The sequence below is a fragment of the Streptomyces parvulus genome (assembly GCF_014648855.1).
Taxonomy (GTDB): Bacteria; Actinomycetota; Actinomycetes; order Streptomycetales; family Streptomycetaceae; genus Streptomyces; species Streptomyces parvulus.
In genome coordinates this window covers 378566-392429 of record NZ_BMRX01000009.1, presented here as the reverse complement: position 1 = coordinate 392429, position 13864 = coordinate 378566, and the positions used below count along the sequence as shown (strand labels likewise).

11 protein-coding genes are annotated in these 13864 nt (G+C 73.1%); 3 read left to right on the top strand and 8 right to left on the bottom strand.

Annotation, left to right across the window (positions count from 1 at the left end):
- Positions 1-16: 16 nt before the first annotated feature.
- On the bottom strand, positions 17-1447 hold the full coding sequence (locus tag IE108_RS20085) for an AfsR/SARP family transcriptional regulator (protein ID WP_064729185.1): 1431 nt from the start codon (positions 1445-1447) through the stop codon (positions 17-19).
- A 230-nt stretch (positions 1448-1677) separates the two neighbouring features.
- Between IE108_RS20085 and IE108_RS20080 the strand changes: the two genes are divergently transcribed.
- Positions 1678-2502, top strand: a complete 825-nt coding sequence (locus IE108_RS20080; RefSeq protein ID WP_229852179.1) for a macro domain-containing protein — start codon at positions 1678-1680, stop codon at positions 2500-2502.
- A 109-nt stretch (positions 2503-2611) separates the two neighbouring features.
- Here IE108_RS20080 and IE108_RS20075 read toward each other — a convergent pair whose 3' ends face one another.
- From IE108_RS20075 to IE108_RS20065, 3 genes are read right to left on the bottom strand one after another with little or no spacing between them, the layout of a single operon-like run.
- The gene (locus IE108_RS20075; RefSeq protein ID WP_064729186.1) at positions 2612-3340 is read right to left on the bottom strand and encodes a TIR domain-containing protein; all 729 of its coding nucleotides are present in this window, start codon (positions 3338-3340) and stop codon (positions 2612-2614) included.
- On the bottom strand, positions 3337-4914 hold the full coding sequence (locus tag IE108_RS20070) for an AbeC-like domain-containing protein (RefSeq protein WP_064729187.1): 1578 nt from the start codon (positions 4912-4914) through the stop codon (positions 3337-3339). Before IE108_RS20070 ends, IE108_RS20075 begins: the two co-directional genes overlap by 4 nt.
- A gap of 5 nt (positions 4915-4919) precedes the next feature.
- The gene (locus IE108_RS20065; RefSeq protein ID WP_064729188.1) at positions 4920-5657 is read right to left on the bottom strand and encodes a hypothetical protein; all 738 of its coding nucleotides are present in this window, start codon (positions 5655-5657) and stop codon (positions 4920-4922) included.
- 249 nt (positions 5658-5906) lie between these two features.
- On the opposite strand from IE108_RS20065, the gene IE108_RS20060 reads away from it, so the two are divergent.
- Entirely contained in the window at positions 5907-6359 is a 453-nt protein-coding gene (locus tag IE108_RS20060; protein WP_064729189.1) for a DUF4396 domain-containing protein, read from the top strand.
- A 27-nt stretch (positions 6360-6386) separates the two neighbouring features.
- Here the strand turns inward: IE108_RS20060 and IE108_RS20055 are convergent, their stop codons facing one another.
- From IE108_RS20055 to IE108_RS20045, 3 genes are all read right to left on the bottom strand, one after another.
- Entirely contained in the window at positions 6387-8486 is a 2100-nt protein-coding gene (locus IE108_RS20055) for a SpoIIE family protein phosphatase (protein WP_064729190.1), read from the bottom strand.
- Positions 8487-8657: 171 nt separating this feature from the next.
- A complete protein-coding gene (locus IE108_RS20050; RefSeq protein ID WP_064729191.1) occupies positions 8658-9878 on the bottom strand; it encodes a cation:proton antiporter in 1221 nt (406 codons plus the stop codon).
- 113 nt (positions 9879-9991) lie between these two features.
- Positions 9992-10399, bottom strand: coding sequence for a MerR family transcriptional regulator (locus tag IE108_RS20045; protein ID WP_229852175.1), 408 nt, complete (start codon positions 10397-10399; stop codon positions 9992-9994).
- 337 nt (positions 10400-10736) lie between these two features.
- Here IE108_RS20045 and IE108_RS20040 point away from each other — a divergent pair, with 337 nt between their 5' ends.
- Complete coding sequence (locus tag IE108_RS20040; protein ID WP_064731897.1) at positions 10737-12209, top strand: SulP family inorganic anion transporter; 1473 nt, start codon at positions 10737-10739, stop codon at positions 12207-12209.
- Between the two features lie 72 nt (positions 12210-12281).
- Here IE108_RS20040 and IE108_RS20035 read toward each other — a convergent pair whose 3' ends face one another.
- Positions 12282-13820 carry an alanine/glycine:cation symporter family protein gene (locus IE108_RS20035; protein WP_064729192.1) on the bottom strand — a complete coding sequence of 513 codons (1539 nt, stop codon included), beginning with the start codon at positions 13818-13820 and terminating at the stop codon, positions 12282-12284.
- Between the last annotated feature and the right edge of the window lie 44 nt (positions 13821-13864).

Here is a 13864-nt window from a genome sequence, read left to right as displayed (position 1 = left end):
TGGACCCATGCCGACGTCACCGGTGGCCTTGGACCGCACCGCTGTCGCCGGCGCCGGCACCGGTGCTCGGGGGGCCGGTGCCGGCCCCGACATCGGCGCGGCCGTGGGCCGCCCGGGTGCGCAGGTGGGTGCCGAGGGCGGACAGGTCCGTGCGTTCGAGGTCGGCCGGGCGGATCACGACGCGCAGTTCCGGGGCGGTGGCCGGGTCCCGGCGGCAGTGCGCGGCGAAACTCTCGACGATCATGAACAGCAGCTGGGTGCGGTCGAGTTCGACGATCCGGGCGAGGCCGGAGCCGATCAACGGGATCGCGACCGGCTTGAACATGCCGTACCGGGCGACGGCCGGCCAGAGGGTGGCGAGGCTCTCCCGCAGGTCGGCCGGTCCGGAGCGGGCGACGAGATCGTTGCCGAGCCGGGAGTACGCCACCGCGAAGACGCGGCGGCCGTTCACCGTGAGCGGCACGGTGGTGCCGAGCGGATAGCGCACCCGCCGGCCGCGCGGTTTGTCCCGGGGCCGCTCGGTGCGCAGCGGGGTGAGCGCCCGCAGCCCGGCCTGGAGCCGGTCGTCGAGGAGCTTGCGCTCGCCGCCGAACAGCCGGTCCACCAGCTGCCCCTGCACGCTGTCCCGGCTGATCACCAGGTCCCGCTCGGTGGCGGTGTCGAAGGTGTCGGTGAACCCGACCACCAGGTTGGCGTCCTCCTGGTCGAACAGGTCGCCGCGCACCACCACCAGGTCCCCGGCCCCGGGGAAGGTGTGGCGCAGCAGCTCCTGCCCGTGCCGCTCGCGCAGCCGGGCCCGCAGCGCGCCCAGCAGCTCGGCGACGTCCTGGTCGTCCGGCCGCTCCCGGGCCAGTTGCTGGGCGACCGGCAGGGCGAGGTCGTGGCGGCCCAGGTCCATGCGGCTGCGGATCAGCTGGCGGCGGGCCGTCTCGTGCAGCGCGAGCAGCCGGCGCACCAGCGGCCGGGCGAAGTCCTCGCCGCCCGCCTCGGCCAGGGGGCGGCCGCGGACCAGGGCAAGGGCCGCCGCCAGCCGGTCGGCCGCCGACGCGGGCGCCGCGAGCAGCGCCGAGTTGACCAGGTCGGTGAACTCCGCGCAGTCCAGCTGCTCGGGCGTCAGCACCAGCCGGTACGCGGTCTCCGGCGCCGGCGCGGCCAGCAGCTGCTCGGTGCGCAGCACCCGGGCGCCGTCACCGCCGTGGTCCGGGTCGAGGGCGCGGCGCAGTTCGAGGACGCGCTTCTGCACCTCGTTGCGGTGCCGGCCCGACTGGTGCGGCCGCTCGCCGTCGACCGCCCACACGTCGCGGTGCAGGGTACGGACGGGTACGGCCTCGCCCTCGGCGGCCACCAGCCGGACCAGGAGCCGTGTCGTCAGGGGCGTCAACCGGACGGGTATGCCGTCGACTTCGAGCCCCGCCGGGCCGAGGACGCTCACACGGATGCGCGTCATACAAGTGGTCTCCACTCGTTCCGCCCTCTTCCGCCGAGTGGTCACGGGGGAGGTTTCGGCAGCGTATCAATTGTCCGTTTGGGGGAGTTGTGGATTCGGACGGTTCGCGTGGTGCCGGTCCCGCCGTACGCACGCCGCCCCGGCGGGTCCGGCTGAGTCCGCGGGGCGGGTCCGGCCGGCGCCGGCCGTTCGGCGGGGCGCGGTCCCGGAGGCTGTTCGCCGGGAGTCTGATGGCGGCCTTCGGCGGGGTGTCGGCGGTGCTGCAGTTCGTGGGGCAGCTGTGGCCGGGGGCGGTTCCCGGGCCGGCCCCGGTGACGGCGGCTTCGGTGCTGCTGTGCGTGGCCTGGGCGGTGGCGCGGAGCAGGCCGACGGTGGCCGTGCGCCAGGAGTTCGGGCGGCCGCGGATGTCCGTCGCGGTCGGCCCGGGCGACCTCTTCGACCAGCCCGCCCACCTGGTCGTCGGCTTCTGCGACACGTTCGACACGGATGTCCGGGACGGCGTGGTCATCAGCGGCGCCAGCGTGCAGGGGCAGTTGCTGGAGCGGCGGTACGGGGGTGACGCGGCGCGGCTCGACGAGGAGCTGGCGGCGGCCCTGGGCGCCGCGGTGCCGGTCGCGCGGGAGGCGCGGGAGGACAAGCCGTACGGCAAGCTCGACCGCTACCCGGTGGGCACGGTGGCGGTGCTGGGCAGCCGGCCGCGGCTGGTGTTCGGGGTCGCGCACAGCCGGCTGGGCAACGACTGCGTGGCGCGGTCGAGCACCGAGGAGCTGTGGCTGAGCCTCGGCCGGGTGTGGGACGCGGTGTACCGGCACGGGCAACTGGACCGGGTGGCGGTGCCGTTGATCGGGTCCGGGCTGTCGCGGCTGCACGGTCTGGACGAGGAGAGCCTGCTGCGGCTGATCCTGCTCTCGTTCATCACGCACTCCCGGGAACGGGTGATCTGCCGCGAACTGAGCGTCGTGCTCAGGCCCGCCGAACTGGAGCGGGTGGACCTGGCGGAGGTGGCGGCGTTCCTCGGGGTGCTGGCGGCGGCGGACGCGCGCGATGCGGCGTAGCGGGAGGGCCGGGCGGAGAAGGGCCGGCCCCCGGGACGCGTTCCGTCGTACGGGACGCGTCCCGGGGGCCGCCTGCGCCGGTCCCCCGAACGGCGCGGGATCCGCCGGGCTAGGGCCGGCGGTGGTAGGCGGACAGGTGCTGGAACGGGTAGGTGTGGCGCCAGTCCGAACCGGTGTCGTTGACCGTGCAGCCCGCCAGCTTGAGCCGTTCCACGATCTTGCCGAGCGCGGTCCCGGAGCCGTCGAAGCGGATCACGTTGCGCCCCGCGATGTCGGCGATCGGCCGCAGGCCGCCCACCTCGACGATCAGGGTCCGCTCGGGGTACGCCATGAGCACCATGCCCAGCTCGATCAGCACGTTGGGCCGCGGCTGGCACACGGGCCGGGTCTCGTAGTCCGGTTCGTTGTGGCCCCGCAGGTCCGGGTGGAGGCTGACGACGTCGTCAGGGGTGAGCAGGACGAGCGCCGCCTGGGCCTGGGCCGGGGCGCCGGCGACGACGTCGCCGAGGAACGGGGAGGCCTGGCCGGTCGCTCTGACCAGGTCCTCCCACTCCTTGGGGCGCAGGTCGAGCCGGCGCAGCAGCTCGAACATCTCGCGCCGCACCTGGTCGTCGCGGCCGTGCACCACGAAGACGCCGCGCGCCCGTTCGGCGTCCGAGAGCGGCGGGAGCGCACCCCTCCGGAAACCGTCGGCGTGCGGGTGAGCCGGCGGGCCCGTGTGGACCGGGGAGCCGTCGCCGAAGGTCTGGGTGCCGTTGTTGCCGGTGCTCTGGTTGCCCCCGAAGTTGTTGGTGCTGCCCTGGCCGAAGTCGTTGCCGTGGAACTTCTGGGCGCTCATGCCGGTCGTGCCTCCCTGGTGATGCCGGAGTTGTTGCCGAAGGTCTGGGTGCCGTTGTTGCCGACGCTCTGGTTGCCGCCGAAGTTGTTGGTGCTGTTGGCCCCGAAGTTCTGCTGGAGGATGTTGGTCTGGTGGGCGTCGTGCTCGCGGGTGTCGACGTCGTGGTCGCGCAGGAAGTCACCGACGATCTGGAGCAGGTGGCGCTCGATGATCTGGATGTACTTGATCGCGTCCGACTCCTGGAAGAAGTGGTGGAAGTCGTTGCCGGGCGCCAGCTCGCGGACGCTGGTGAGCGCGCCGCAGTCGACCTCGGTGAGGGCGTAGCGGCCGAGGCGGAACTCGCTGGTGTCGTGGGCCTGGCGGACCAGGGTCCGCACGGTGTCGGTGCCGAAGCGGCTGGGCAGCCGCTCGCGCAGCGGGTTGAAGACCAGCCGCAGCAGTTCGCCGGGCGCGCTGCGGGTGACGTCCCAGGCGATGCGCACCATGAGTCGGCCGTCGATGGCGGCGGGCAGCCGGTCGGCGAGGTGGAAGCTCTCCGGCACGGGTCCGAGCACGTAGGTGTAGAACTCGGTGTGCAGGGTGCTGCCCTTGATGTCGAAGCCGATGAACACCGAGGTGACCAGCTCCTGTTGCCAGGCGCCGATGCGGATGCACAGGTACTCGCGCCGCGCGTCGTAGTCCTCCCGCCAGTGCTCGTCGCCCTCCTCGGGGTCGGGCACGTCGAGGAGTACGGCGACCGGGTCGCGGCCCTCGGCGGTGCGGACCGCCTTGGTGAACCGGCGCCGGTCGACGGAGAGCAGCTGGATCCGGTCGCTGGGCGCCGGCTTGTCGCGCAGCTCGGCGAGCATCTGCTCGCAGACGCGGCCGGTGATGTCCTCGACGGTGAACGGGATGATCGGTTTGCGCTCGGCGGGGGCGTGGTCCCCGCCGCCGTCCGCCGGACCGTGCTGGGCGGGGAAGTGGCCGTTGAGCAGGGAGCCCGGCCCGGTGAGCACGCCGCCCCGGGAGACGGGGGCGCCCAGGAGCAGTTCGGCGTTGGCCCAGCGGCGGATGGAGCTTCCGGCGCCCACGAACGGCTTGTAGCCGCCGTAGTAGACGGTGTCGGAGCCCTGCTGCCGGTTGATCTTGCCGACCAGTTCCGGGGTGAAGCGCGAGGTCATCGGGTAGGCGCCGTCGAAGCCCGGCCGGCCGGGCGTCGCCGGGGCGAGGTGCTCGGCGAGGGTCTGGAGGATGGCCAGCCGGCGCAGGAACATCGTGGCCCAGGCGACCCAGAAGAAGAGCAGGGCGGCGCCGAGACCGCTCAGCAGCCCCGTGAAGAGCAGCACCAGGACGACGGCGGTGCCCGCGCCGAGGGCGGCCAGCTGGTTGCGGCGCAGGTTGTGGGCGGCGAGGGCGTGGGCGAGCACGGGAGCGGCGTCGTAGCCGTAGGAGGGGGCCACCATCCGGTAGGAGTGGGTCAGCAGCTCCCGGATGACCGCCTTGCGGTAGACGGGGTCGAGGTAGGTGCCGGCGCACAGCAGCCGGGTGACGTTGCTGGTCGCGTCCGGCGGCGGCGGGGCGGCGTGGGTGGTCATGGTCCTCAGTTCCCTTCCCGCACGTCGGCGGCGGTGATGACGCCGTCGCTCACCGTGTAGGTGCCTTCGAAGGTGGCCGACGTGCCGTCGTTGTCCCAGGCCACGACGGTGACCGACACCTCGTCGCCCGTCGTCCCGTTCACGGTGACGTCGTCCCGGTCGGTGGTCTCGAAGCCGGCGACGAAGTGGTCGTAGTCCGGGTCGAGGTTCTTGCCGCCCAGTTCCCAGGCGGTGGCGAAGTCGCGGTCGTTGATGGCCTCGAAGTAGGCGGTCACGGTGGCCTCCGGGCCGTCCTCGTCGAGCGCGGGGTCGGAGGTGGTGTCCGTCGGGTCGTCGGTGGGGGTGCCGTCCGTGCCCGCGTAGGTGCCGTCCTCGTACGGGTCGTAGCTCGGCGTCGCGGGCGTCTCCTCGCCCCAGGGGTAGGTGTCGTCACCGCTCAGGCCGCCGGAGCCGTCGGGGCTCGTGCCGTCGTCGTAGGTGCCGTCGCCGGAGCCGTCGGTGGCCCCGTCCTCCGAGCCGTCGGAGCCCCAGTCGGGCAGCGCCGCGCTGCCGTAGAAGCCGTCGGTGGACGGGGCGTCGTCGTCGCGGCCGGTCGTGGAGAGCACGACGGCCAGCACGACTATGAGGACGAACGGGATCGCGATGACGGTCAGGGCCTGGTTGCGCACCTGGCCGGGCGTGAGTGCGAGTCCCGGCGCCGGGTAGGAACCACGGGCGCCGGGCGGGACGCGGGAACTGCTCATCTGTCACCTCATTGCCGCCGGTATCCGGGCGGGCGGATACGGCACGCGCCCCGAGTGGGCCGATGTGCCTAGTGCATCGACCGATCCGATCAGCACCGGCGCTTCCGGATCCAGATTTCCGGCGTTCCGATGCGCTTCCGATCGGCTTCCGGTATGAGGCGCGCCGGGGCTCCGACCTGGAGGGAATATACCCCTGGGGGGTATAGTTGACGGAGTTGACCGAGACGTGCGGAAGAAAGGGAGACCGCGATGGATCACACGGCCCACCACGCGACCTGGGGGACGGCGGCGAGGGCGACGCTGCACTGCCTCACGGGCTGTGCCGTCGGCGAGATCCTCGGCATGGTCATCGGCACCGCCCTGGCCTGGGGCAACGCGCCGACCATGGCCCTGGCGATCGTGCTCGCGTTCCTCTTCGGCTACTCCTTCACCCTGTTCTCGGTACGCAGGTCCGGCCTCGGCCTCAGGGCCGCCGTCAAGGTGGCGCTGGCCGCCGACACCGTCTCCATCGCGGTGATGGAACTGGTCGACAACGGGATCATCGCCCTCACGCCGGGCGCGATGGACGCGCATCTGTCGGAGGGGCTGTTCTGGGCCACCCTGGCGGCCGCGCTGGCCGTCGCCTTCGTGCTCACCACGCCGGTCAACAAGTGGATGATCGGCCGCGGCAGGGGGCACGCCGTCGTCCACGCCCACCACTGAGCCGCCGCGCGGGCGCCCGGCCGCGGCTCACGGGTCCGCGTCCTCCAGCAGGTCCGCCAGGTCGAAGGCGTCGGCGGCGGCCCCCGGGTCCGGCTGCCCGCCGCCGAGGCGCTGCTCGGACCAGATGGTCTTGCCGTGGCGGCCGTGCCGGACACCCCAGCGCGTGCTCAGCCGCATGACGATGTACAGGCCCCGGCCGCCCTCGTCGCTCTCCCGGGCGCGGCGCACGTGGGGGCTGGCACTGTTGGCGTCCGTGACCTCGGTCAGCAGCCGGCCCCGGTCGTGGATGAGCCGCAGCCGCACCGGGCCGTCGCCGTACCGGATGGCGTTGGTGACCAGTTCGCTGACGACGAGTCCGGTGGTGAAGGCCGCCTCGTCGAGCCGCCAGGCGGCGAGCTGCCGGTCCACCAGCCGGCGGGCGGTGGACACGACGGAGGCGTCGGAGGGCAGCGTCCAGTCCGCGACCCGCTCCGCGGGCAGGGCGTGGGTACGGGCCAGCAGCAGGACGGCGTCGTCGGCGCGGGAGGGTGCCATGCGGTAGACGGCGGTGTCGCACAGCTCCTGGAGCGGCCGGGTGGTGGAGGCCAGGATGTGTTCCAGGCGGCGGGCGCCCGAGGCCGGATCGCGGCCGTCACCCGTGAGCAGCCCGTTGGTGTAGTGGGCGAGCAGGCTGCCCGGCTCCAGCTCCACCAGGGCCGGCGTGTACACGTGCCCGCCGCCCGCCCCCAGCGGCGGTCCCTGGGGGACGTCCACGGCACGCGGGGACCCGTCGGGGTCGACCACCACGGGTGCGGGGTGCCCGGCGCGGACCATGGTGCAGTGCCGGGAGACGGGGTTGTAGACGCTGACCGCGCACGTCGCGACCTCGGTGCCGGGCCCCTTCGAGGCGTCGGCGAGCTGGGCGGCGACCTCGTCCAGGCGGGTCAGCAGCTCGTCGGTCTCCAGGTCCTGCAGGGCGAGGGTGCGCAGGGCGAGGCGGAGCTGCCCCATGGTGGCCGCCGCCTCGATGCCGTGACCGACGACGTCCCCGACGACCAGCGCGACGCGGGTGCCGGACAGCGGGACGACGTCGAACCAGTCGCCGCCCGCGCTCTCCGGCAGGTAGACGTGCGCGGTCTCCACCGCCGAGAGTTCCGGGATCTCGCCCGGTTGCAGCGCGCGCTGGAGGGCGGTGGCGACGGTGCGCTCGTGCCGGTAGCTGCGCGCGTTGTCGATGTGCACGGACGCGGTGAACGCCGCCTGCCGGGCCACGTCCAGGTCGGCGTCCTCGAAGGGGTCGGTCCGGTGGCGGTACAGGGTCAGCAGCCCGAGGACGGTGTCCCGCGCCGTCAGCGGGGCCACGATCATGGAGTGGACGCCCGTCCTGAGCAGCGGCGCGAAGCCGTCCGGGTCGGCCGAGAGCCAGGGTTCACCGGCCGAGACCCGCACCAGGCGGGCCCGCAGGTCGTTGAGGGCCTGCGAGTACGGCGTGGGGTAGGGCGGCCGCCTGCTGTCCCCGAGTCGCCGGCCCACGTCGGCGGTCGGGGGCGCGAACGCCACCCGGCGCAGCGGCTCGTCCGGCGCCGGGGGGCCGGGCGGCCGGGCGGGGCCGGCGACGCTGTCGTCCAGCAGGTCGACGGTGGCCGCGTCGGCGAAGGCCGGCACCAGGGCCCGTACCAGCTCGTCGACGGTGGTCCGCTCCTCCAGCGTGGAGCCGACGTGCGCGTGCACCGCGCTCAGCACCGCGAGCCGGTCCGCGTCCGCCTGCCGCTCGGTCACGTCCTCGACCACGCCGACCAGCCCCGGCCGGCCGTCACCGGGGACGGGCAGCGGGAAGAGGGACACCTCCAGGGCGAGCATGCGGTGCCCGCCGGACGACGAGCGCCCCCGCACCAGCCGGCCCCGCACCGGGTCCCCGGTCGCGAGCACCTCCTCGATCAGGGCCCGCAGCTCCGTCGTGTCGAACCCGGGGGAGAAGTCCTCGATGCCGTGCCCCAGCACGTCCTCGGCGGGCAGGTCCCGCACCCCGCGGCCGGTGGGGTTGTAGCGGACCACCCTCAGCTCCGGGTCGAAGACGAACAGACCCTGCGGTGAGTTGGCGAACAGCGCGTTGAGCACCGCGGTGTCGCCGTCGGGATCGCCGGTCACGGGTTCTCCTGTCACGGGATCGCCTGTCATGCCGGCTCCCTTCGCGGGTCGGCTCCCCGGCGGGCCGGCGGCCTGGGCGGGCCTCCCCCTCACCTTCTCGCATCGGCCCGGCGCGGCAACTCGGCCGGACGTGACCGGGGCACCGCGCCACCGCGTCGTCGCGCCGCCCCGTCACCAGGTCTCCGCGTCGCTCGGCGCCGCCGCCCGCCCCCGCTCGGCCCGCTCCCCGCCCCCGCCGCACAGCCGCATCGCCACCAGCGGCAGCACCAGTACGGAGACCATCGCGGCGCCGACCAGCGAGGCGGCCTCGTCGGAGCCGATGAGCCGCTGGTCCAGGCCGATGGTCGTGATGGCCACGACGAGCGGCAGGCAGGTGGACGCGAACAGGGCCAGCGCGGCCCGGTCCGGGCGGCCGAGGTCCCGCGGCGCCAGCAGGTACACCGGTACGCCGCGCACGAGCAGGACCAGCAGCAGGAAGCCCGGCACGAGCAGCAGGGCGCCGGGGTCGTGGACCAGCGCGTCCAGGTCGAACTCGATGCCCGTGACGACGTAGAACAGCGGCACCAGGAAGCCGAACCCCATCGCCTCCACCTTGCCGAGGACCGCGCCGCTGCTCTCCGGCGCCGCCCGGTGCAGCACGAGGCGGGTGAGGACGCCCGCCGCGAAGGCGCCCAGCAGCACGTCGAGCCCGAAGACCTCGGCGAGGCCCAGCATGCACGCGAGCAGCAGCATGACGAACCGCACCGCGAACTGGGCGCTGCTGTGCAGGGTCCGCTCGGTCAGCCGCCCGAACCACGGCGGGCGCGGGCGCAGCGCCCAGAAGACCGCGAGGGCCGTGACCGCCCCGAACGCGGCGAGCAGCGCCGCCGACTCGGCCGGCCGGCGCCCGCTGAGCAGCAGCGCGACGGCGACCACCGGCCCGAACTCGCCGACCGCGCCGAACGCCGACACCACCGTCCCGAACCGGCCCCGCAGCGCCCCGCGGTCCCGCAGCATCGGCAGCACCGTGCCGAGTGCCGTGCTGGTCAGCGCGGTGCCGATGACGAACGCCGAGAAGAGGTCGCCGCCGCCGACGAGGAAGGCCAGCCCGATGCCCGCGGCGAGCGAGAGCAGCCAGGACCACAGGGAGCGGCGCAGGGTGTCGCCGCGCACCGCCGCGAAGTCGATCTCGTAGCCGGCCAGGAAGATCAGCATCGACAGTCCGAGGTCGGCGAGGGTGTCGACCACCTCGTCCGGCTCCGCCCAGCCCAGCACGTCCGGCCCGATCAGGATCCCCAGACCGATCTCGAAGATCACCAGCGGGATCCGCACCCGGCGTCCGGCGGCGTACACGAGCAGCGGCGCCAGCACGGCGACGGCCATGATCAGGACGAGCGTGCCCGGACGGGTCATGTCTCCCTCACCGGCTCGGTGCGGCGGCCTCGTGCCACTCTCACCCGGGCCGGGGCGGCGGACTACCGCACGTGCTCCGTCGGAGGGAGCCGGGCGGGCCCCGCAGACAGGCCCTAGGCCGGGGGAGCGGACTCCGGGAGGCGGCCCCGGAGGGTGGCGGCGAACTCCTCGGCCCGGCGCAGCTGGACGCGCAGCTTCTCCACCTGCTCGGTGGCCGCCCGTTCGAAGGCGCGTACGCGGTCCAGCAGCACCTCGCGCTCGGCCGGGTCCAGCGGGTCGCCGTCGTCGAGGCGGTCGGTGGCCGACAGCAGGTCGCGCATCTGGTCCAGGGAGAAGCCGAGCGGCTTCATACGGCGGATGACCATGAGCCGGGCGACGTCCCGCTCGGTGTACAGCCGGAAGCCGCCCTGGGAGCGGGCGGAGGGGATGACCAGTCCGGCGTCCTCGTAGTGCCGGATGGTGCGCAGGGACAGCCCGGTCCGCTCGGCCACCTCGCCGATCTGCATCTGCCTGTCGTCCACGCCCTGTGTCCTGGCCCTTCGTGTCTCGGCGGACGGCGCCCGCGTGCCCTGCCCCCGCACGACCCCGCCCATCTCTACTCTAACGTTAGGGTAGAGTTGTGGCCGGTGAGGGTGACCCGGCCGCTCCGCGCTGCCGCTTCCGGGGCCGACGGCGCCCCCGGCGAAGTGTCGATTCTCGCACCGCCCGGCCCCCGCACCTCCTTCCCGTACGCCCCGGTCCCCCGTGGGGTGTGCCCGAGTACGACAGGTACGCATCACCTTGTCTTCTGCGTCTTCCGCGTCTTCCGCGTCTTCCGCGTCTTCCGGGTCGTCCGCCGCCGCGGCCCCCGCCGCGCGCCTGCGCGCCCTCAAGCCCGACTGGCTGCGCGACCCGAAGGTCTGGCGCACCGAGGTCCTGGGCGGGCTGGTCGTCGCCCTGGCCCTGATCCCGGAGGCGATCTCCTTCTCGATCATCGCCGGGGTCGATCCCGCGATCGGGCTGTTCGCCTCGTTCACGATGGCCGTCACGATCTCCGTCGTCGGCGGGCGGCGCGCGATGATCTCCGCCGCCACCGGCGCCGTCGCCCTGGTCATCGCCCCCGTCAACCGGGAACACGGCCTCGGGTACCTGGTCGCCACCGTCGTCCTGGCCGGCGTCTTCCAGATCGTGCTCGGCGCGCTGGGCGTCGCGAAGCTGATGCGGTTCGTGCCCCGCTCGGTGATGACCGGCTTCGTCAACGCGCTCGCGGTGCTGATCTTCATGGCGCAGGTGCCGGAGATGCGGGACGTGCCCTGGCCGGTCTATCCGCTGATCGCCGGCGGCCTCGCGCTGATGGTGTTCTTCCCGCGGATCACCCGGGTCGTCCCGGCGCCCCTGGTGTCCATCGTCGTCCTCACCGTGATCACCGTCGCCGCCGGGATCGCCGTGCCCACGGTCGGGGACCGGGGCGAGCTGCCCTCCTCGCTGCCCGTCCCCGGTCTGCCGGACGTGCCCTTCACCCTGGACACCCTGACCACCGTCGCCCCCTACGCCCTCGCCATGGCGCTGGTCGGCCTGATGGAGTCCCTGATGACCGCGCAGCTGGTCGACGACATCACCGAGACCCGCTCCTCCAAGACCCGCGAGGCCGTCGGCCAGGGCGTGGCCAACATCGTCACCGGCTTCTTCGGCGGCATGGGCGGCTGCGCCATGATCGGCCAGACGATGATCAACGTGAAGGTGTCGGGCGCCCGCACGCGCCTCTCCACCTTCCTCGCCGGCGCCTTCCTGATGGTGCTGTGCGTCGTCTTCGGACCCGTCGTCTCCGACATCCCCATGGCCGCGCTGGTCGCGGTCATGGTCATGGTCGCGTTCGGCACCTTCGACTGGCACTCCGTCTCCCCGAAGACGCTCCGGCGGATGCCGGCCGGGGAGATCACCGTCATGGCGCTCACCGTGGCCGTCGTGGTCGCCACGCACAACCTCGCCATCGGCGTCGTGGTCGGCACGGTCACGGCCATGGTCGTCTTCGCCCGCCGGGTGGCCCGCCTCGCCCACGTCACCGCCGTCACCGACCCCGACGGGACCCAGGTCGTCTACGCCGTCACGGGCGAGCTGTTCTTCGCGTCGTCCAACGACCTGGTCCAGCGGTTCGACTACGCCGGCGACCCCGACCGCGTCGTCATCGACCTGTCCGCCGCCCACGTCTGGGACGCCTCCTCGGTGGCCGCCCTCGACGCGGTCGAGACCAGGTACCGCCGGCGCGGCAAGACCGTGGAGATCACCGGCCTGAACGACCCGAGCGCGGCCCTGCACGGCAGGCTGACCGGGGAGCTGACGGGCGGCCACTGACGGGGGACGGGCCCCGCTCACCCAGGCGCGGGGTGAGCGGGGCCCGTTCAGGAACCGGGACCGTGTGAGCGGTCAGACGGTGGTCCGCACCGGCTCCTGGTCGTCGTCGCCCTCCGCGTGCCCGCCGGCCTTCCGGACCCGGACGAACTCCAGGAAGGTGTTCAGCTCGCGCTTGACGACGGGGGCGAGCAGGTACAGGCCGATGATGTTGATGACGGCCAGCGAGAACAGCACCGCGTCGGCCAGGTCGATCAGCGTCTGCAGGGTCAGCAGCGAACCGGCGACGGCGAAGACGGTGTAGAGCGCCTTGTACGTCACCTCGCTGGCCCGGCTGCGGCCGAAGAGGTACGTCCACGCCTTGAGCCCGTAGTAACCCCAGGTCAGTACCGTGGAGATGGCGAACAGCAGCACCGCGACGGTGAGGATGTACGGGAACCAGGGGAGCACCGTCTCGAAGGCGTCCGAGGTGATCGTGACACCGCCGATGCTCCCGTCCCCGGCGCGGGCCTCGCCCCAGCTGGCCGGGTTGGCGATGACGATGGTCAGCGCGGTCATCGTGCAGATGACGACCGTGTCGATGAACGGTTCGAGCAGCGCGACCAGGCCCTCGCTGGCGGGGTGCTTGGTCCTGACCGCGGAGTGGGCGATCGGCGCGGAGCCGAGGCCGGCCTCGTTGGAGAACGCGGCCCGCTTGAAGCCGATGATCAGCGCGCCGAGCACACCGCCGGCCACGCCCTCGGGGTCGAACGCGCCCTCGACGATGGTGGCGACGGCGTCCGGGACGGCGGTGACGTTGACCAGGATCACGACCAGGCACGCCACGATGTAGATGCCCGCCATGGCCGGCACCAGCCTGCTGGTGACGTTGGCGATGGAGCGGATGCCGCCGAGGAGCACGATGCCGACCAGCGCGGCGACCAGGATGCCGAAGAGCAGGGCGCCGGCGGAGGAGCCGAGCGCGCCGTCCTCGCCGCCGGTGACCGAGACGAGCTGCGCGTAGGACTGGTTGACCTGGAAGAGGTTGCCGCCGAAGAGGCCGAAGAACAGGATCATGAACGAGGCGAGGACCGCGAGGACCTTGCCGAGGGTCTTGCCGTTCTTGCCGAAGCGCTCGGCGAGGCCCTTGGGGAGGTAGTGCATGGGGCCGCCGGAGACGGTGCCGTCCGGGTGCACCTCGCGGTACTTCACACCGAGGGTGACCTCGACGAACTTGGTGGCCATGCCGAGCAGGCCGCACAGGATCATCCAGAACGTGGCCCCGGGGCCGCCGATGGACACGGCGACGGCCACACCGGCGATGTTGCCGAGGCCGACGGTGCCGGAGACCGCGGCGGTCAGCGCCTGGAAGTGGTTGACCTCGCCGGCCGACCCCTTCTCGTCGTACTTCCCGCGCACCACGTCGACGGCGAGTCCGAACTTGCGGAGCTGGACGAATCCGAACCAGCCGGTGAAGACCAGGCCGGCGACGACGAGCCAGGCGACGATGAGCGGAAGGTCGGTCCCGCCGACGGGGACGGCGTAGAAGACCACCTCCCCGAGCCACTTGGCTATGGGTTCGAAGAATCCGCTGACTGCTTCGTCCACGGACTGGGTGACGGAGTCGAGTGACACGTTGGGTTACCTCGATGGAGCGGGCCGGCGGGTGGGGACCTCGC